The sequence below is a fragment of the Polynucleobacter sp. UB-Tiil-W10 genome (assembly GCF_018881605.1).
Classification (GTDB): domain Bacteria; phylum Pseudomonadota; class Gammaproteobacteria; order Burkholderiales; family Burkholderiaceae; genus Polynucleobacter.
Genome location: NZ_JACVPZ010000001.1, coordinates 1,681,632 through 1,700,283, shown reverse-complemented (window position 1 = coordinate 1,700,283; position 18,652 = coordinate 1,681,632). Strand labels below are relative to the sequence as shown.

At 46.4% G+C, this 18,652-nt stretch carries 19 protein-coding genes and 2 tRNA genes; 5 read left to right on the top strand and 16 right to left on the bottom strand.

All coding sequences use genetic code 11. From position 1 onward, the window contains the following. Nucleotides 1–46: 46 nt before the first annotated feature. Complete coding sequence (locus ICN33_RS08715) at nucleotides 47–745, top strand: helix-turn-helix domain-containing protein (protein ID WP_216196210.1); 699 nt, start codon at nucleotides 47–49, stop codon at nucleotides 743–745. A 71-nt stretch (nucleotides 746–816) separates the two neighbouring features. On the opposite strand, the gene ICN33_RS08710 is transcribed toward ICN33_RS08715, so the two are convergent. The 16 genes from ICN33_RS08710 to ICN33_RS08635 all read right to left on the bottom strand — a co-directional run bounded on the left by ICN33_RS08710 (nucleotide 817) and on the right by ICN33_RS08635 (nucleotide 14,891). Continuing rightward, nucleotides 817–1,101: an H-NS family nucleoid-associated regulatory protein gene (locus ICN33_RS08710; RefSeq protein ID WP_216196209.1), complete on the bottom strand. Its 285-nt coding sequence runs from the start codon at nucleotides 1,099–1,101 to the stop codon at nucleotides 817–819. Between the two features lie 183 nt (nucleotides 1,102–1,284). Beyond that, a complete protein-coding gene (locus ICN33_RS08705) occupies nucleotides 1,285–1,698 on the bottom strand; it encodes a PaaI family thioesterase (protein WP_216196208.1) in 414 nt (137 codons plus the stop codon). A 37-nt stretch (nucleotides 1,699–1,735) separates the two neighbouring features. Further along, a tRNA-Pro gene (locus ICN33_RS08700) sits at nucleotides 1,736–1,812 on the bottom strand. Between the two features lie 25 nt (nucleotides 1,813–1,837). Beyond that, complete coding sequence (locus ICN33_RS08695; protein WP_215349475.1) at nucleotides 1,838–2,188, bottom strand: MerR family transcriptional regulator; 351 nt, start codon at nucleotides 2,186–2,188, stop codon at nucleotides 1,838–1,840. Continuing rightward, entirely contained in the window at nucleotides 2,166–2,489 is a 324-nt protein-coding gene (locus ICN33_RS08690; protein ID WP_072582283.1) for an integration host factor subunit alpha, read from the bottom strand. The genes ICN33_RS08695 and ICN33_RS08690 overlap by 23 nt, the downstream gene beginning before the upstream one ends. A gap of 45 nt (nucleotides 2,490–2,534) precedes the next feature. Continuing rightward, nucleotides 2,535–4,991, bottom strand: a complete 2,457-nt coding sequence (gene pheT / locus ICN33_RS08685; protein WP_216196207.1) for a phenylalanine--tRNA ligase subunit beta — start codon at nucleotides 4,989–4,991, stop codon at nucleotides 2,535–2,537. 34 nt (nucleotides 4,992–5,025) lie between these two features. Next, nucleotides 5,026–6,072 (bottom strand): phenylalanine--tRNA ligase subunit alpha, encoded by a 1,047-nt coding sequence (pheS, locus tag ICN33_RS08680; RefSeq protein WP_216196206.1) that lies wholly within the window; start codon nucleotides 6,070–6,072, stop codon nucleotides 5,026–5,028. A gap of 25 nt (nucleotides 6,073–6,097) precedes the next feature. Further along, nucleotides 6,098–6,463: a 50S ribosomal protein L20 gene (rplT, locus tag ICN33_RS08675; protein WP_011902675.1), complete on the bottom strand. Its 366-nt coding sequence runs from the start codon at nucleotides 6,461–6,463 to the stop codon at nucleotides 6,098–6,100. Nucleotides 6,464–6,488: 25 nt separating this feature from the next. Then, nucleotides 6,489–6,686, bottom strand: coding sequence for a 50S ribosomal protein L35 (gene rpmI, locus ICN33_RS08670; protein WP_046330084.1), 198 nt, complete (start codon nucleotides 6,684–6,686; stop codon nucleotides 6,489–6,491). Between the two features lie 140 nt (nucleotides 6,687–6,826). Beyond that, nucleotides 6,827–7,351: a translation initiation factor IF-3 gene (gene infC / locus ICN33_RS08665; protein WP_216196610.1), complete on the bottom strand. Its 525-nt coding sequence runs from the start codon at nucleotides 7,349–7,351 to the stop codon at nucleotides 6,827–6,829. Nucleotides 7,352–7,393: 42 nt separating this feature from the next. Continuing rightward, nucleotides 7,394–9,316, bottom strand: coding sequence for a threonine--tRNA ligase (thrS, locus tag ICN33_RS08660; RefSeq protein WP_216196205.1), 1,923 nt, complete (start codon nucleotides 9,314–9,316; stop codon nucleotides 7,394–7,396). 141 nt (nucleotides 9,317–9,457) lie between these two features. Further along, nucleotides 9,458–9,534, bottom strand: a tRNA-Val gene (locus ICN33_RS08655). A gap of 18 nt (nucleotides 9,535–9,552) precedes the next feature. Continuing rightward, entirely contained in the window at nucleotides 9,553–11,586 is a 2,034-nt protein-coding gene (locus tag ICN33_RS08650; protein WP_216196204.1) for a bifunctional (p)ppGpp synthetase/guanosine-3',5'-bis(diphosphate) 3'-pyrophosphohydrolase, read from the bottom strand. A gap of 16 nt (nucleotides 11,587–11,602) precedes the next feature. Then, on the bottom strand, nucleotides 11,603–13,471 hold the full coding sequence (locus tag ICN33_RS10495; protein WP_216196203.1) for an alpha/beta fold hydrolase: 1,869 nt from the start codon (nucleotides 13,469–13,471) through the stop codon (nucleotides 11,603–11,605). Between the two features lie 35 nt (nucleotides 13,472–13,506). Further along, complete coding sequence (locus ICN33_RS08640) at nucleotides 13,507–14,157, bottom strand: CoA transferase subunit B (protein ID WP_216196202.1); 651 nt, start codon at nucleotides 14,155–14,157, stop codon at nucleotides 13,507–13,509. 32 nt (nucleotides 14,158–14,189) lie between these two features. After that, nucleotides 14,190–14,891 (bottom strand): CoA transferase subunit A, encoded by a 702-nt coding sequence (locus ICN33_RS08635; protein ID WP_216196201.1) that lies wholly within the window; start codon nucleotides 14,889–14,891, stop codon nucleotides 14,190–14,192. A gap of 159 nt (nucleotides 14,892–15,050) precedes the next feature. On the opposite strand from ICN33_RS08635, the gene ICN33_RS08630 reads away from it, so the two are divergent. From ICN33_RS08630 to ICN33_RS08615, 4 genes are all read left to right on the top strand, one after another. Then, entirely contained in the window at nucleotides 15,051–16,721 is a 1,671-nt protein-coding gene (locus tag ICN33_RS08630; protein WP_216196200.1) for an electron transfer flavoprotein-ubiquinone oxidoreductase, read from the top strand. Between the two features lie 83 nt (nucleotides 16,722–16,804). After that, nucleotides 16,805–17,191, top strand: coding sequence for a lactoylglutathione lyase (gloA, locus tag ICN33_RS08625; RefSeq protein ID WP_216196199.1), 387 nt, complete (start codon nucleotides 16,805–16,807; stop codon nucleotides 17,189–17,191). A 26-nt stretch (nucleotides 17,192–17,217) separates the two neighbouring features. Then, nucleotides 17,218–18,372, top strand: a complete 1,155-nt coding sequence (locus ICN33_RS08620; RefSeq protein ID WP_216859658.1) for a GNAT family N-acetyltransferase — start codon at nucleotides 17,218–17,220, stop codon at nucleotides 18,370–18,372. After that, the gene (locus tag ICN33_RS08615; protein WP_216196197.1) at nucleotides 18,369–18,638 is read left to right on the top strand and encodes a DUF1289 domain-containing protein; all 270 of its coding nucleotides are present in this window, start codon (nucleotides 18,369–18,371) and stop codon (nucleotides 18,636–18,638) included. The genes ICN33_RS08620 and ICN33_RS08615 overlap by 4 nt, the downstream gene beginning before the upstream one ends. Nucleotides 18,639–18,652: the final 14 nt, after the last annotated feature.

Genomic DNA, 18,652 nt, shown 5'->3' with positions numbered 1-18,652 from the left:
TTTATCCTCTAAATCTTCAAACAATTTAAATGAAATTAAGGGAAATATGAAATCAATTACCCCAGAAACGGAATATCTCAGCACTCGCCAAAGCGCCAAGATTTTGCAAGTCTCCTTGGGCACCGTTCAGAAAATGGTTGAACTAGGAGAGCTCATAGCCTGGAAAACCCGTGGCGGACATAGGCGAATATTAGCCAGCTCTTTAGAACAACAGTTACAACGCAGAAAAAGAGCAATGCGCCAAAAGAGTACTCAAAATTGTGTGGCTATGGGGATATTTAGGAGATCTGAGAATGGTCAAGAGTTAATAGATTCAATTGCCGACTGGCAGCTAAAAGTAGAAATGGAAATGGCCGTAGATAGCCTAGAGGGCCTCATGAAAGCAGTATCAATTGCCCCAGACCTCATCTTTTTGGATGCCCTAATCCCACCTGTTGAGCAAGTTCATTTAATCCATTATTTGAGTAAAAACAAGGATACGCAGCGTATACCTATTCTAGTAGATGAAGGTTTTATCAAGCTTCATCCTGGCGTGGTCGCATTGGCGGATGAAAACTCTGGCGGCAAGCATCCCTTGACCGAAAGCATCAAGCGCGAGCTGGAAAACGGCTTAATTGACTTAAATCCACTCATCATTGCTTACCCTGCCACCAGCCCAGAGGCAGAAGGAAGCTGGGGCCAAGGTTCTAGGCATGAACTACTAGAGCCTCTGTTTATTGAGGCGCTAGCCAGAAAGTGCGCGTAGCAAGATATAGAGGTAAACAAAAGGCCGCTGAAGAGCGGCCTTTAATATTAAATATCAATAAAAACAATAATTTAGATCAAATAGCTGTTGCGATCTCTGCCTTCGATCCACTTGGGGGCCTTACCGCGACCAGTCCAGGTTTCGCCAGTAGATGGATTACGGTATTTGGGGGCTACTTTGCCACCAGCACTTTTAACACCCGCTTTGCGACTAAATAAATCAGTAGCAGTTAAGTTGTATTGCTCAATTATTAACTTTGCCTTAGCGATACCATCCGCTTTTTCAAGGGCAATTGCTTCTTTAATCTGTTTATCTAACTGCTCACGTTGGGCTAAGAGCTCTTTATAAGAAGGCATACTGTTATCAATCTCCGAATAATAATTTAATTTATACGGCTTATATTAGCCGTATTGGTATTTGATTATATACAAGTTAATGAAGCCCACAATATATATTATTTGAATTAATAACCTATTTTTATTGGTGCTATATTAATTAAACGAAGTAAAATACATAATATTTATAAATACTTTAATTAATTAGGATGCGCTCGATTTTCTGAGCATAAATGTACCGCTAGATTTAGCAGTGATCTCCCCTGCCTCATTCAAAACAATCGCTTCGCAGTAGTTAATGGTCTTCCCAGGCTTTAGGATGGTTCCTTCTACCGCGATTTTGCCAATACTGGGGCGCAGGAAGCTTACGGTCATATCGATGGTCATAGCGCCCAAAGGGACGTCTGACGTGCTTCTGGCTGCGGCACCCATAGCAAAATCTAGTAGAGTCATGATGACGCCACCATGGGCAATACCAAAGCTGTTCTCATACTCGGGTTTAATTTCTAAGCTAATCCGCGATTTACCGTCCTTTGCATACTCAGGAATCACACCTAAATGCGCTAGAAAAGGGATCTTCAGGCCAAAATATTCAATGGATTTTTCAGTGCTTTTCATAAAGATAGTGCTTTAGAGAGGGTGGGATGAATTTGAATGGTCGGGGCGAGAGGATTTGAACCTCCGACCACATGCACCCCATGCATGTACGCTACCAGGCTGCGCTACGCCCCGACGAAAGACAAAATTGTAGCAGTAACTATTTAGAGAGAATCTGCAGAACAGCTTGCAATTCTTCACGAAGCCGTAGGTCCCCACGAGCTTCTTCAAGGCGATTACGTGCACCGCTGATCGTAAAGCCCTCTTCGTACAGAAGTGAGCGTATTTTTCTAATCAAAACGACCTCGTGGTGCTGATAGTAACGACGGTTACCACGACGCTTCTGAGGGCTTAACTGTGAAAATTCTTGCTCCCAGTAGCGCAGAACGTGTGAGCGCACGCCACAAAGATCAGCTACCTCACCAATGGTGAAGTAACGCTTTGCAGGTATCGGGGGAAGTTGAGAGCTCAGCAGAACTGAGCTGGCATCAAACTCGGTTTTCTCGAGCATGTGACTCCACTACATCTTTAAGCTTTTGACTTGCGTGAAAAGTAACTACGCGTCTAGCAGCAATCGGAATCATTTGGCCTGTCTTTGGATTTCGGCCAGGACGAGCCGATTTATTGCGCAACTGAAAATTACCAAAGCCAGAAATCTTGACTTCTACACCCGCCTCAAGAGACTGACCAACACGATCAAAAAAAGCATCGATCATATCTTTTGCTTCGCGCTTGTTTAGTCCGACTTGGTCAAAAAGAGCTTCAGAAAGCTCATTTTTGGTAACGGTGTCATTAGAAATCAATTCAGTCATCGCAAGTCTCTTCTGTAATTATTTGATTTATGCCTAATATTAAACCTAGCGCAAACGGGCTGCGCACTTTTTCTCAACGGCGCCCAATAAAGCAGCCATTACTGCATCAATTTGGGGATCTTGCAATGTTTCATTAGGGTTTAAGAGGGTTACGCGGAAAGCCAAACTCTTTTCATCGTCAGCCATACTGCTTGAACCAGCCTTGGGCTTGAACTCATCAAAGAGTTCAATATTGCGTACAAAATTTTGCTTACTAGCAGCCATTGCATCCAATAAAGATTGTGCGGAAACACTTTGCTTTACTACTAAAGCTAAATCACGTTGCACCGCAGGAAATTTACTTAACTCCTCAGGCACAGGCAAGCCAAGTTCAAGAATGGGATTCAAATCGAATTCAAATAAAACAGGCGCTTGCGGCAACTCATAGGCTTGTTGCAAACCTGGATGCAATTCACCAATCCAGCCGATGGAAACATTATTCTTTCCAACCCTTAAGAAAACTTGTGCTGAGCGCCCTGGATGCAAGGCTGGGTGTTGAGCGGCTTCCGTTACAAAATGTAGTGGATCCAAAACACGCTCAAGATCACCCTTTACATCAAAGAAATCTACTGCACGTGTTGGATTGGCCCATTGCTCAGGCACAAATGACCCATAAGCAAGGCCGCCCACTTTTTGCGGCTGATGAAAGCCGGCTACTTTGCCAGCCTCTTCTGGAACATTAGCATCGCGCTTAAATACACGACCAGTCTCAAATAATCGTACGCGCCCTGCTCCGCGGTTTAAATTGGCTTTTAGGTTATTGAGCAAACCACCCCATAGAGTGCTGCGCATCACGCCGTACTGGCTAGCAATCGGATTTAGGACTGTGATGATCTCTTTTTCAGTGGCGCCAGTTAAACGCATTTCACTTTCAAGGTCCGTGAACCCGAAGTTCACAGCTTCTTGATAGCCCTGCAAAGCCAAACGCTGGCGTAGTAAATGAATGCCGCGCTTTGCCTCTGCTTTTGCACTCATCTTGAGTGAGGCGATTGGGGGCTGATCAGGAATATTTTCAAAGCCGTACATACGCGCGACTTCTTCAATGAGATCTTCTTCAATTTCAATATCAAAACGGTAGCTTGGTGGCGTTACAACAAATGCATCACCCTCTTGCTTGAATTCAAAACCAAGACGCTTAAATACATCGGCAACGACTTCATTTGTCAGAGGAATACCAATTACTTTTTCTGCTCTAGCCAAACGCATTTTGACTGGCTTACGCTCTGGCGTATTCAAAACCTGATCATCTACTGGGCCTGCTTGGCCACCACAAACCTCAAGAATGAGTGAAGATAGGTACTCTAAGCAACTGACAGTATTTTTTGGATCTACACCACGCTCAAAGCGATGGGCTGCATCGGTACTGAAATTAAAGCGGCGGGCACGCCCCTGAATAGCTGATGGCAACCAGTAAGCAGCCTCAACATAAACATTCCTAGTGTCATCAGATACGGCGCAATGGTTACCGCCCATAATGCCGGCTAAGGCTACTGGACCAGCTTGATCTGCCACTACTCCAGCAACTTGCATCTTGCCTGCAGAATCTGGGCCTTGCAAAGTGACTGTTTGCCCATTTAATAGTTCGAGTGTTTCACCAGCTTTAGCCCAACGAACAGTGATGTCGCCCTTTAACTTGTCGATATCAAATACGTGGGTAGGCTGGCCCATTTCTAACATGACATAGTTAGAAAGATCCACCAATGCAGAAATACTTCTTTGGCCCGCACGCGATAAACGCTGCGCAATCCATTCAGGAGTTTTAGCTTGAGGATTAACACCACTAATCACGCGACCAGCAAAACGTCCACAAAGCTCTTTGTTCTCTACAGTAACTTTGCGCTTCTCTTCAATGGTGACTTTTGGGTTATTCCATTTAGGAGCACAAAGTGCAGCGCCAGTAATGGCAGATACCTCTCTGGCCATACCTATTAGCGAGAGACAGTCGGCTTTATTTGGAGTTAACTTAATAACAAAGATTTGATCATCAAGATCTAAGTATTCACGAATATCTTTTCCAACTGGGGCATCTGTAGGAAGCTCAAGAATGCCTTCGTGATCATCACCCAAACCTAATTCACGACCGGAGCACAGCATCCCTTGGCTTTCAACACCACGAAGTTTGCCTACCTTAATCATGAAGGGCTTGCCACCCGCTTCAGTTGGAGGCAATTCAGCGCCAACCATGGCACATGGAATTTTGATGCCAGCGCGCGCATTGGGTGCACCACAAACAATTTGTAATTCTTGGCCAGTACCAGCGTCAACTTTACAGACGCGTAAACGATCGGCATCGGGGTGTTGCTCAGCAGAAAGGATCTGCGCAATCACAATCTTGGTAAAAGCCGGGGCTACTGAGTGCTGCTCCTCAACCTCTAAACCAGCCATTGTCATTGCATGACCAAGCGCATCGCTATCGAGCGATGGGTTTACATACTGACGAAGCCAAGATTCAGAAAATTGCATAGCGCGATCTTATATTTAGTAATAAATAGTTTGGTTATGCAGGAAACTGCGCTAAGAAACGGAGATCGTTTTCAAAGAAAAGACGTAAATCATCTACGCCGTAACGCAACATCGTTAAGCGTTCGAGCCCAGAACCAAAAGCAAAGCCGGTGTAGCGCTCTGGATCAATGCCCATATTGCGAAGCACGTTTGGATGAACCTGCCCTGCACCAGAGATCTCTAACCAACGGCCGGCAAGTTTGCCGCTTCCAAAGGCCATATCAATTTCTGCAGAAGGTTCTGTGAATGGGAAATACGAAGGGCGGAAACGAACTTTTAATTCATTCGTTTCAAAGAAGGTTCTCAAGAAATCGGTGTAAACACCTTTGAGATCAGCAAATGAAACACTCTCGGCGATCCATAAACCTTCAACCTGATGGAACATCGGTGAATGCGTTGCATCGCTATCCACGCGATACGTTCTGCCTGGCGCAATCACTTTGATTGGCGGCATAACATCAGCGTTAGCGTATTTTTTAACATGCTCGCTCGCATAACGAACCTGAATCGGGCTGGTATGGGTGCGCAATAACAAAGGCTTCTCATTGGAATCTTTGCCATCGATATAAAAGGTATCCTGCATTGATCGTGCAGGATGATTCTCAGGGCTATTTAAGGCGGTGAAATTAAACCAATCGGTTTCAATCTCAGGGCCATCTGCTACATCAAAACCAATCGAACGGAAGATCTCTTCAACACGTTCCCAAGTGCGCATCACCGGATGCAAGCTACCTACTGTTTGACCACGGCCAGGCAAGGAAACATCAATCGACTCCGCCGCAAGACGCTGCATCAACACAGCATCAGCCAAAGCTTGGCGACGCTCTTGTAATACAGCCTCTACTTGAGTTTTGATTTGATTAATTTGGGCGCCAGCACTCTTGCGCTCCTCAGGCGACATTCCACCAAGCGCCTTTAAACGCTCAGTGAGAACACCTGACTTACCGAGATACTTGGCTTTCGCGTCCTCTAGAGCTGCCGCATCGGCAGCTCCGAGGAAATCACGTTTAGCATCCTCGACAATGTGGTCGAGAGAAACCATTGCAGCTTAGTTTAGAAAACTAAGATTAAGCTGCAGCGTTTACTACGGATTTGATCCGAGTAACCAAAGCAGCAAAAGCCGCTTTGTCAGCAATGGCCATATCAGAAAGAACTTTGCGGTCGAGTTCGATCGCAGCTTTCTTCATACCATTCATGAATACGCTATAGGTCATGTCATGCTGACGAACTGCCGCGTTGATACGAGCAATCCACAAAGCGCGGAATACACGTTTCTTATTACGACGGTCACGATATGCATATTGACCAGCACGCATAACCGCTTGCTTAGCAATACGGAATACGTTCTTACGACGGCCACGGTAACCTGTAGCGGCATCGGTGATTTTCTTATGACGGGCTCTTGCTGTAACCCCACGTTTGACTCTTGGCATTTAATTCTCCTGATCTAGTCTGAGGTTAAGCGTATGGAAGCATGGAGCGAATTGACTTAACGTCAGCTTTCGCAACTTCGGTAGTACCACGTAGGTGACGCTTATTCTTTGTGGTCTTCTTAGTGAGGATGTGGCGTTTAAAAGCCTGACCTCGTTTAATCGTTCCGCCTGCGCGAACCGTGAAGCGCTTTTTAGCGCTACTCTTGCTCTTCATCTTGGGCATAAAGCACCCCTTCAATTACTTGCGCTACATAGGTGGTAACCGACGGTTACTCTTCCTGTACCCAGAAGCACTTCAAACTACCGGTATCCTCAGTTATTCACCTCAGATACCTCCCTACATAAGAACCAGGTAGAACCTAGTTACTTAGCCTTACGAATGGGGGCCAATACCATCACCATCTGGCGGCCTTCCATTTTTGGAAACTGTTCGACTTGGCCAAATTCAACGAGGTCCAACTTCAAACGCTCCAACATTCTGACTCCGATTTCTTGGTGGGCCATTTCACGACCCCGAAACCGCAGCGTAATCTTTGTCTTATCGCCATCTTCCAAAAAGCGGATTAGATTGCGTAGCTTCACACCGTAGTCACCGTCATCAGTACCAGGGCGGAATTTCACTTCCTTCACCTGAATTACTTTTTGCTTCAGCTTCGCTTCATGCATCCGCTTAGCTTCTTGGTACTTGAATTTGCCGAAGTCCATGATGCGGACTACTGGTGGCACAGCCGTCGGAGCAATTTCAACCAAATCGGTCTCTTTCTCTTCTGCTAAAGCCAAGGCTTCACTCAACTTAACTACACCGATGGGCTCTCCATCCATTCCAATCAAACGCACTTCAGGAGCAGTAATTTCCCGGTTAATGCGCTGCAATTTTTCAGTAGCGATCTTCTTAATTCCTTTAAAAAAACAATAAAAACCGTTCTAACCCTAGCTAAGCTCGGGTCCGACTTTGTGGGATATATCCTGCTGGAGTCGGGCAACGAAAGCATCAAGAGGCATTACACCTAAATCAACTCCGCCACGGGCACGAACGGCCACCGTATTACTTTCAGATTCTTTATCCCCTACAACTAGCAAAAATGGGATCTTCTGTAATGCGTGCTCGCGTATTTTATACGTAATTTTCTCGTTCCGCAAATCGGATTCGACTCTAAACCCTTGTTTTTTCAGCAATTGCTGCACTTGTTGTGCATATGCAGCAGAATTTCCGGAGATATTAAGGACTACAGCCTGGGTTGGGGCTAGCCAAACCGGCATGTTTCCAGCGTGATTTTCGATCAAAATGCCGATAAAACGCTCTAAAGAGCCCACAATTGCTCTATGAAGCATGACTGGAGTCTTACGTGTGTTGTCTTCTGCTACATATTCGGCACCCAAACGGGCCGGCATCGAGAAATCCACCTGAATCGTGCCGCACTGCCAAGTACGTCCAATGGAGTCTTTAAGGTGATATTCGATCTTCGGACCATAAAAAGCGCCCTCACCTGGTAATTCTTCCCACTCTTGGCCCGAAGCCTTAAGAGCGCCACGAAGGGCTTCTTCTGCTTTATCCCAAATTGCATCATCGCCAACACGCTTCGCAGGACGTAAGGCTAGCTTTACAGCAACTTCAGTAAAACCAAAATCTTGATACACGGCGCGTACTGCTTTATCGAACGCGGCAACCTCTGACTGAATTTGATCTTCAGTACAGAATATATGTCCATCGTCTTGTGTAAATCCACGCACACGCATCAAGCCATGCAACGCGCCCGATGGTTCATTGCGATGACACTGACCAAACTCACCAAAGCGCAACGGTAATTCACGATAGCTATGCAAGCCAGAGTTATAAATTTGTACGTGCCCAGGACAGTTCATCGGCTTTAATGCGTAAGCGCGATTCTCCGACTCCGTCGTGAACATATTTTCTTTATAGTTTTCCCAGTGACCCGATTTTTCCCAAAGACCGCGATCCAAAATCTGCGGAGCCTTTACTTCTTGATAGCCCTCTTGCTGATACACGCGACGCATGTATTGCTCAACTTCTTGCCAGATTGACCAACCTTTTGGATGCCAAAAGATTAAGCCTGGCGCTTCTTCTTGAAAATGAAATAAATCCAGTTGCTTGCCGAGGCGACGATGATCACGCTTCTCGGATTCTTCGAGCATATGCAAGTAAGCATCTTGATCTTCTTTACGAAGCCATGCTGTGCCGTAAATCCGCTGCAACATCTCATTCTTGCTATCGCCACGCCAGTAAGCACCAGCAAGCTTCATCAGCTTAAATACCTTGAGCTTGCCTGTAGAAGGCACGTGTGGACCGCGGCACAAGTCGGTGAACTTACCTTCGGCATATAAGGAAACATCCTCACCTTGCGGAATGCTAGCAATCAATTCTGCTTTGTAGTTTTCACCTTGCTTCTTGAAAAACTCAACAGCGTCGTCGCGCGGCATCACAGTGCGAGTTACTGGCTCATCTTTTTTAGCGAGCTCGGTCATTTTCTTTTCTAAAGCAACCAAGTCATCCGGAGTAAATGGACGGTGATAAGAGAAGTCATAGTAAAAACCATTCTCGATCACTGGGCCAATCGTGACTTGCGCCTCAGGAAATAATTCTTTAACAGCGTACGCTAATAAGTGGGCGGTGGAGTGACGAACAATCTCGAGCGCCTCTGGACTCTTATCGGTAATGATGGCTAACTGACTATCTTTATCAATTACAAAACTGGTGTCGACCATCTTGCCGTCTACGATGCCGCCTAAAGCAGCTTTTGCAAGACCGCTACCGATACTTTGCGCAACATCCGCTACGCGAACTGGTGCCTCAAACTCACGTTTTGATCCATCGGGCAGAGTAACTACAAGCATGATGACCCCATTTTATTTACTGAACTTCATTTCTGACATCTTTCCCAAAAAGAAAGCGCGGTAGCTTTTGGGCATCCGCGCCTCTTTGAAGCCCGCATTCATACGACAAATACTTCGGCACTTCTTTTGGGTCTTATTCGTTGGTAGGCTCGATTGGACTCGAACCAACGACCCCCACCATGTCAAGGTGGTGCTCTAACCAGCTGAGCTACGAGCCTATACAGCCATAGAGTTTATCACCGGCGGCGTACTTGGGTGACCCCTTTGACCTCTTCTAGGCTGTTTTGAACCAGTCGGAGCACTTCCGAATCCTTTACTTCAATCGTTAAAAGGATCTGGGCAAGACCTTTTTTGGCGGATTTACGCAAATCAATCACATGAACACCTTGCCTAGTGAGAATCTCAAAGAGCTCCCGCATTAACTCGGGTCGATCTAGGCCTGTCACCACCAAATCTGCCGGAAACACCCGTTTTTGCTCTTGATTAACTACCGGATCAGCAGCAGAAGCGGTCCAAGCTGTTTGTATCACCCGCTCTGGCGCTCTATCGAGAAGACCTCTAAATGTTTTGCAAGAACGACGATGGATCGAAACCCCCCTGCCTTGAGTCACAAATCCTGCAATCGCGTCCGGTGGAACTGGTCGGCAGCAACGTGCCAACTGCGTTAGCAATGAATCGACCCCAACTACCAAGACATCGCCACCCCGACCTGCTTTATGACTGCTATGACGCAAGACGATTTCAGGTTGAGTTGGAGCAAGCTTGCTATCTGAGTGGACCTCAGGCTTGCTATCCACCGATTTAGAGGATTGCCCAGTCTCTTCATCATCTAATGCGTTAAACCAAGCACGCACTCTTTGGCGCGCTCTTTGTGAGCGGACATAGTTTTTATCGGGACTAATCCAATCCCTTGATGGACCACCGTGTTTAACGGCAATGATCTCGATGGTCTGACCATTCTTCAACGCAGTCTCTAGCGGCACCATTGCACCATCGACACGAGCACCTCTGCAGCGATGGCCTAGATTGGTATGCACTGCATACGCAAAATCAATTGGTGTTGAACCCTTCTCTAGAGAGATTACTTTTCCTAAAGGGGTAAGAACATAAATATGATCATCAATCTCATGGTGCTTGAGTTGCTCCCAAGCATCCTCTTTCCAAGAGATGAGCTGGCGGGCCCAAGCAATCTGCCTTTCATAGGCAACTTCTGCGCTATGGGTTCCTGGTTGATGATTGATGCTGGGCTTGTTGGTCTTTGCGGGATTGGGCGGCGTTGCCATACCAGCATAAGCGCCCTCTTTATAGCGCCAATGCGCAGCTAAACCATACTCAGCTTGCTGATGCATCTCTTGAGTGCGTACCTGAATTTCAAACGCTGTGCCATCTTCATTCATCACTACTGTATGAAGTGATTGATATCCGTTCGGCTTGGGACGCGCTATGTAATCGTCAAACTCTCTTGGTACCGGCTGCCAAACGTTATGCACGATACCGAGTACGGCGTAACAAGATTTGACATCTTCCACCAATACCCGAAATGCTCTGACGTCATACAGATTGGCAAAGTCCAAGGATTTGCCTTCCATCTTTTTCCAGATGCTATAGATATGTTTTGGCCTTCCGAGCACTTCCCCTTCAATCTGCGCCGCTATCAACTCCTCTTGCAATTGCAAAACAATTTGATCGATAAATGATTGGCGCTCAATCCGCTTCGCATCCAACATCTTGGCAATATCGCGATAAATCTGCGGCGATAGTGCGCGAAAGGCCAAGTCTTCCATCTCCCACTTCATCTGCCAAATACCCAATCGATTAGCCAATGAGGCATCGATATTCAGAATTTCTTGGGCCCAGGCAGTGGGCATCTCGATCTTTTCTTGAGTTATCCAGCGCAAGGTCTGTAAGCGAGATGCGAGATAGATAAGAACCACCCGCAAATCATCGCCAAATGCTAATAGCATTTTGCGCAACATTTCTTCTTGACCCGTGACACTTAAGCCACCATCGTCACGCAGCAACTTTGCTTGCGCTTGACGTAAGCCACGATAACCAATGAGTAACTTGGCAGGCTCCTCACCAATGAGTTTGATCAACGCTTCTTTACCATGGGTGCGAGCAATATTGCTTGCTGCAGTTAACGTCGCCTCATCCAGATTAAGGGCTTGCAATATTTGCAAAATACCAGCCGAATGAAGCTCTGCCGGCTCGCCATACCAGGCATCTTGAAATAGCGCTACTTTTTCTGATTGGGGGGAAGCATTTGCCATAGGCAACTAAGGATGATTAACTAAAAAACTCTTTTGCTAGAGCAATTTGTTCTGGCTTTACAAATGCAGGTGCATGACCAACATTAGGAATTTCAATACTCCGAGCATAAGGATTCACTTTGCACATCTGTGCAACAGTAGCCGCAGAAAGCAAGTCTGAAGTTCCGCCACGCACGATCAGCATTGGAATATGAATTTGCTTAAATGCATGCCACATCGCCATCTCACCCGCTTTAGCCATAATAGGATTCACTGATGCAAATGGCACAGAAATATCGGGGTCGTAATGCATGATCCATTTGTCATCTTTTTGGACCAACATGGGGCCGTTATAAATCTCCCACTCTTCTGGTGTGTGCTCGCCAAAGGTGGCGCAGATTTCATTCAAGCGATTGAGCGCGTCAGCGCGATCATCAAATACAAATGACTGACCTACATATGAACCCAAACGCTTCAATGCTTCAGGCTCAATCTTGGGTCCAACATCATTAATTAACATCCTACGAATAGGCGAGTTCGGCATTGCGGCATACACCATGCCAATCAAACCACCCATAGATGTACCCAACCAATCTACTTGTGAAACACCTAGTCTCTTAACCAGCGTAGCAATATCGGCAACATACTGTGGCACAGCATACAACATGGGGTTGGACAGGCGATCTGAGTCGCCCCTGCCAACGACATCCGGGCAAACCACGTAATAATCTTTACTCATCGCCTCAGCCAGAGTTTTAAAGTCGCTACCCCGCCTTGTTAAACCATGAACGCAAAGCAATACTTTTCGGTTCGCTGGATTTCCCCAGGCGTGGTAGGCCATACGATGCGTTGCATCGCCGCTAGTACATTCAACATAGAACGTGTCACCCTGATGAATAACTGGCGCAGCATGCACATCATCATGCATGTCTTCATCATGCGTATGCTCTTCTACACCACCGAATTCTTCAGGCTGTAATGTGACATGATCAATGCCGTGCTGATCGAGCAACATCGTATTAATTCTGGACATAATCTCTGGCCACTCTTGCATATCAGCAATTTCTATATGGCCAATCAAGGCTGGAAAACTAGGGGTCATCTCCCACACATGCAGATCATGTACCGCCAGTACACCTGGAATATTTCTTAAATCAGTACCCACTTGCAAGTAGTCAATATGAAGGGGTACTCCCTCCATTAAGAAGTGATAGGACTCGTGAAGAATAGAAATGGTGGATTTCAGAATCAAGAGTGAAACCAAAATAGAGAGGATTGCATCGATTGGCATCCAACCGGTTAACTGAATTACCACACCAGCAATTAAAGCCGCAACCGATCCCAGTAAATCGCCCATCACATGCACGAGAGCAGCGCGAGTATTGACGCTTTTTTTATCGCGCGATAGCACCCATGCGACAACGATATTCATCGCCAAGCCGATAGCAGCAACTACCGTTACTGTTAAGCCATCTACTTTGTGCGGATCATAGAAACGACTAATTGCCTCAACCACAATCCATACAACCAAACCCAGCATCGCAATGCTATTGACAAAAGCAGCTAGAGCTTCAGCACGTCCAAAACCAAATGAGTGTTTTGGGGATGGCGGACGACGGGAAATGATTTGCGCCAACAGAGCAAGACCTAACGCTGCCGCATCGGTAACCATATGGCCGGCATCAGAGATTAGCGCTAATGAATTAGCAAAATAGGCTGCAGCACCTTCTACCCCAGAAAAGCCTAGCGTTAAAACTAGGGCAATTAAGAGAAGGTTTTGATTGGAAACTTGCTTGCTATGAGAATGCTTTGCATCCCCTTTTTTGTGAGCATGCAAGGATGGGTCTGCCTCAGACTGAGTCCGGGCTTTTGCTTGCTGAAAAGGGAAATGATGGGAACCCGACATAGTGAACCCATTATTCCATTAAATAGCGCCGCTAACTAGAAACCCGTTGTATCAACAGGGGCGCCCGTTTTAGCGATGACTTCCTCTTTAGTCACACCAGGGGCTAATTCAATCAAGTTCAAGCCAGAACGGGTGATATCCAAAACACAAAGATCAGTAATGATTTGGCTAATCACGCCCACACCGGTTAATGGTAGTGTGCATTTAGGCAGAATCTTGAGCTCTTCTGTGCCATCTTTCTTTTTAGCAACGTGCTCCATCAAGACGACGACATGTTTTACGCCGGCTACCAAGTCCATTGCCCCGCCCATGCCCTTGACCATTTTTCCTGGGATCATCCAGTTAGCCAGGTCGCCATGTTCGCTCACTTGCATCGCACCAAGAATGGCAATATTAATCTTGCCGCCGCGAATCATTCCAAAGGAATCTGCAGAAGAGAAAATAGAAGACCCAGGTAATGTTGTTACCGTTTGTTTGCCGGCATTAATTAAATCTGCATCAATCGTCTTCTCAGTCGGAAATGGTCCAATACCCAACAAGCCATTCTCTGACTGAAGCCATACTTCCATATCTTTCGGCACGTGATTGGCCACTAAGGTTGGCATACCAATGCCTAAGTTTACGTAGTAACCGTCTTTTAGTTCTTTAGCAGCACGTGCCGCCATTTCATCTCTAGTCCAAGGCATATCAATCTTCCTAAATATTCTGTTCTGGGTAATTAAGCGTTTGGTGTCAATGTGCGTTGCTCAATCCGCTTCTCTGGAGTGGCGTTGACAACAAGGCGGTGGACATAGATGCCAGGAGTATGAATCTGATCGGGATCTAATTGACCATTCTCGACAATCTCCTCCACTTCAGCGATCGTAATCTTGCCGGCCATTGCAACAACCGGGTTGAAGTTTCGCGCTGTGTAGCGATAGACTAAGTTTCCTGATTTATCGGCTTTCCATGCTTTTACTAGAGAGATATCAGAAATGATTGAACGCTCCATGATGTATCTCTCACCATCAAATTCTTTTTCTTCTTTACCTTCAGCAACCAAAGTACCAACACCTGTTTTGGTATAGAAAGCGGGAATACCGCAACCACCAGCGCGTAATTTTTCAGCCAAAGTACCTTGTGGCGTGAATTCCAACTCCAACTCACCTGCCAAGTACTGACGCTCGAATTCTTTGTTTTCACCTACATAGGAGGCAACCATCTTTTTGACTTGACGCGAATTGAGCAATAAACCCAAACCGAATCCATCAACGCCAGCGTTATTTGCAATCGCTGTGAGGTTCTGAGCACCCAAATCCTTCACTGCCTGGATTAAAGCCTCAGGAATGCCACAAAGACCAAAACCGCCAACAGCCAATTTTTGTCCATCTTTTAATACGTCCCGCAGGGCATCTACTGCCGATGGGTAAGTTTTATTCATAACTTTTGTCCTAATATTGCCAAAAAAGGTAAAAAAGCAATCATAACGCTTCAGACGCTCCGTACCAGGCGCTCTAAGCACTAAATCGGTTTTTGCCAGTTAGAACTAAACTATTAGGGCTTAAATGCCTTATTTTTAAAGAAATTTCGGAGAAATTGAATGAATTCTGCAGAGTTAGTAGAGCAATTTGGTCCCAGAGACTCTATGGACTACGACCTAGTCATTGTCGGTGGTGGCCCTGCAGGATTGTCAGCCGCTATAAAAGCCAAGCAATTAGCCAACGCCTCTGGAAAAGAGATCAGCGTTTGCGTACTGGAAAAGGGCTCAGAAATCGGAGCCCACATTCTTTCCGGTGCAGTCATGGATTCAAAGGCACTTACTGAATTATTTCCTGATTGGAAAGAGCTGGGCGCCCCTCTCGATACCCCTGTAACGCAAGATCAATTTTTATTTTTGACCAGCGATAACTCATATCAAGTTCCAAACTGGATGCTGCCACACTGCTTTAAAAATGAAGGCAACTATATTGTTAGCCTTGCTAATGTGACGCGTTGGCTCGGGCAACAAGCAGAGAGCCTCGGTGTTGAAATTTTCCCAGGCTTTCCAGCAGCAGAAATTCTTTATAACGAGCAAGGTGCCGTTTGTGGGGTCATCACCGGCTCAATGGGCTTGGACAAGGAAGGTAATCCAACTGACCAATTTCAGCTTGGCATGGAATTGCGCGGCAAGTACACCCTCTTTGCTGAAGGTTCACGCGGTCATCTAGGCAAACAAATCATTGCCAAGTTCGCCTTAGATAAAGATGCGGATCCACAAAGCTATGGCATCGGCATTAAAGAGTTGTGGGAGGTAGAACCCTCTAAGAGCAAGCCTGGTCTAGTTGTTCATACTGCGGGCTGGCCACTGGAGAGTGACACCTATGGTGGCTCATTCCTCTATCACTTGGGCGACAACAAGGTAGCCGTTGGCTTAGTAGTTGGACTTTCTTATAAGAACCCCTACCTCTCTCCTTTTGAAGAATTCCAACGCTACAAATTACATCCCAAGATTCGCGAAACATTTGAAGGCGGTAAACGAATTTCTTATGGCGCACGTGCACTTACAGCCGGTGGTTTAAACAGCCTGCCTAAAACGGTATTCCCGGGTGGCGCACTCATTGGTTGTGATGCTGGCTTCCTCAACGCCTCACGCATCAAGGGAAGCCATGCAGCAATTAAGACTGGCATGCTTGCTGCTGAAGCAGCAGTAGCGGCCATTAATGAGAATCGCTCTGAGGATGTTTTATCCGCATACCCCACTGCATTCCAAAACAGTTGGTTGCACACTGAACTGAATCAAGCGCGCAACTTCAAGCCATGGATGTCGAAGGGGCTCCACCTTGGCACCTTGATGGTTGGACTTGAGCAAAAACTGTTGGGTGGCAATATGCCATGGACGGTACATTTGAAGCACGCCGATCACGAATGCTTAGAGCCGGCAGCACAACATCAGCCAATTGATTATCCAAAACCAGATGGCAAGATCACATTTGATCGCCTTTCCTCCGTGTTTATCTCAAATACTAACCACGCCGAGAATCAGCCAATTCACTTGACCCTAAAGAATAGTTCTGTGCCGGTGGACATCAACCTCAAAACCTATGCAGGGCCAGAGCAACGCTATTGCCCGGCAGGTGTATATGAGTATGTTGAAACCGATGGCAAGCCTCGTTTGCAAATCAATTCACAAAACTGCGTGCATTGCAAAACATGTGATATCAAGGATCCAACTCAAAATATCGTCTGGGTAACTCCAGAAGGTGGTGGTGGCCCCAACTACGCATCGATGTAAGCAAAGTAAACACCTAGAGCCCCGGTTAAATACCGGGGTTTTTCATCCCAACACGAAAAAATAAATAGCGTTATATTTAAGCCATGATGATCCTACACACTATGCTTCGCGTTGGCGACCTTAATCGGTCTATTGATTTCTATACCAAAGTTTTGGGTATGAATTTATTGCGCACAACTGAACGCCCTGAGCAAAGGTACTCTCTCGCCTTTGTTGGCTTTGGCAAGGGCAACGGCGATGGTCAATCGGAGATTGAGCTAACCTATAACCATGGTGTTCACAGTTACGAAATAGGAACAGCCTACGGTCATATTGCGATTGAAGTGCCCGATGCCTATATTGCTTGTGCTGACATCAAGGCTGCCGGTGGTAGCGTTACTCGTGAAGCTGGTCCAGTTGCTGGCGGCGATACCATCATCGCATTTGTTACCGATCCCGATGGTTACAAAATAGAGCTCATTCAGCGCTAATCGTGGCGGGGCCCGATTCGCTTCAATTGGAAATAGTAGATCGCTTAAGCGATATCCCTTCGGGCGAATGGAATGCCCTACTTCCTAAAGATGCCGGTCCTTTTCTTCGCCATGAATTTCTCAGTACCTTAGAAGAAACAGCTTGCGTCGGCGGTAACTCAGGATGGCAAATTGCTCATCTTGTCCTAAAGGATGATCAGACATTGCTGGGCGCTATGCCTCTGTATTTGAAACAACATTCTTATGGGGAGTTTGTATTTGACTGGTCTTGGGCTCAAGCATATGAGCAACAGGGAATGCAATACTTTCCGAAAGCGCTCTGCGCCATCCCCTTTACTCCAGTTCAAGGATCACGCATTCTCACTGGTAGTGCGAGCCAGATTGATGCGGGCTTAATTGCCCAACGCTTAATTGAAGGCTTAAAGACTTTGGTTCTGCAAAATAATCTGTCATCCGCACACATCTTGTTTCCTTATGCAACTGAGGTGGAGAGATTAAAAGAACAAGGTTTTATGTTGCGAGATTCAGTACAGTTTCATTGGCATAACCAAGGCTTTGATCATTTCGAGCAATTTTTAGCCGCCCTCACGATGAAGCGCCGCAAAAATATTCGGCGTGAGCGTGAGCAGGTGGCGCGAGAGCTCATTCGTTTTAGGCACGTTCCTGGAATATCCTCAACCGCTGCTGATTGGGAGTTCTTTTACCGCTGTTATGAGAATACCTACTTAGAGCATCAGTCCAGCCCTTATTTGAGTGAAACATTCTTTCAGTTGTGGGCACAGCGCATGCCACAAAACTTACATCTCATTATTGCGGAGCGCAATGGCAATCCGATTGCCGCGTCGTTGCTCGTTGTTGACCCTACTACCTCCAAGGCTTATGGTAGATATTGGGGTGCCATTGAACATATCCCCTGTTTGCACTTTGAAACCGCCTACTATCAAGCGATTGAATACTGCATTAGCAACCGCATTCAAACCTTTGAAGGTGGAGCGCAAGGCGAGCACAAGATGGCCAGGGGCTTCTTGCCAACAACCATACAATCCGCTCACTTCATTGCCGATCCTCAGTTTGCTAAAGCAGTACAGCACTTTTTAAATCGCGAGCATCAAGGTATTGGTGCCTACGTAGATGAACTCGCCGAGCACAGTCCTTTGAAATCGTCTAAAGTACAGCCATGAATTCTGGAAGCGACAACACTAAACCGACTGTGCAAGACGGCTCACACTCACTCTCTACAGGGGATGCAGACTCTGACTCGCCCTGCATCGGAGTATGTACCACGCTTTACGATGAGATCTGCCAAGGCTGCGGACGCACTCTTGGCGAAGTGAGTAATTGGGTATTCTTTTCTCAGGATGAAAAGGATTCGGTATGGCAGCGCATTCGCGCGGAAGGTACTGCAACACGCTTCCAACGACAAGCCAAAGAAAATAAGCCCAACTGATGGGCTTATTTCTA

Bases quoted from the DNA above. Each gene is read 5' to 3' on its own strand.
- ICN33_RS08715 (WP_216196210.1), top strand. From the start codon at position 47: ATGAAATCAATTACCCCAGAAACGGAATATCTCAGCACTCGCCAAAGC.
- ICN33_RS08710 (WP_216196209.1), bottom strand. From the start codon at position 1,101: ATGCCTTCTTATAAAGAGCTCTTAGCCCAACGTGAGCAGTTAGATAAA.
- ICN33_RS08705 (WP_216196208.1), bottom strand. From the start codon at position 1,698: ATGAAAAGCACTGAAAAATCCATTGAATATTTTGGCCTGAAGATCCCT.
- ICN33_RS08695 (WP_215349475.1), bottom strand. From the start codon at position 2,188: ATGCTCGAGAAAACCGAGTTTGATGCCAGCTCAGTTCTGCTGAGCTCT.
- ICN33_RS08690 (WP_072582283.1), bottom strand. From the start codon at position 2,489: ATGACTGAATTGATTTCTAATGACACCGTTACCAAAAATGAGCTTTCT.
- pheT (WP_216196207.1), bottom strand. From the start codon at position 4,991: ATGCAATTTTCTGAATCTTGGCTTCGTCAGTATGTAAACCCATCGCTC.
- pheS (WP_216196206.1), bottom strand. From the start codon at position 6,072: ATGGTTTCTCTCGACCACATTGTCGAGGATGCTAAACGTGATTTCCTC.
- rplT (WP_011902675.1), bottom strand. From the start codon at position 6,463: ATGCCAAGAGTCAAACGTGGGGTTACAGCAAGAGCCCGTCATAAGAAA.
- rpmI (WP_046330084.1), bottom strand. From the start codon at position 6,686: ATGCCCAAGATGAAGAGCAAGAGTAGCGCTAAAAAGCGCTTCACGGTT.
- thrS (WP_216196205.1), bottom strand. From the start codon at position 9,316: ATGCTTGTAGTTACTCTGCCCGATGGATCAAAACGTGAGTTTGAGGCA.
- ICN33_RS08650 (WP_216196204.1), bottom strand. From the start codon at position 11,586: ATGGCAAATGCTTCCCCCCAATCAGAAAAAGTAGCGCTATTTCAAGAT.
- ICN33_RS10495 (WP_216196203.1), bottom strand. From the start codon at position 13,471: ATGTCGGGTTCCCATCATTTCCCTTTTCAGCAAGCAAAAGCCCGGACT.
- ICN33_RS08640 (WP_216196202.1), bottom strand. From the start codon at position 14,157: ATGCCTTGGACTAGAGATGAAATGGCGGCACGTGCTGCTAAAGAACTA.
- ICN33_RS08635 (WP_216196201.1), bottom strand. From the start codon at position 14,891: ATGAATAAAACTTACCCATCGGCAGTAGATGCCCTGCGGGACGTATTA.
- ICN33_RS08630 (WP_216196200.1), top strand. From the start codon at position 15,051: ATGAATTCTGCAGAGTTAGTAGAGCAATTTGGTCCCAGAGACTCTATG.
- gloA (WP_216196199.1), top strand. From the start codon at position 16,805: ATGATGATCCTACACACTATGCTTCGCGTTGGCGACCTTAATCGGTCT.
- ICN33_RS08615 (WP_216196197.1), top strand. From the start codon at position 18,369: ATGAATTCTGGAAGCGACAACACTAAACCGACTGTGCAAGACGGCTCA.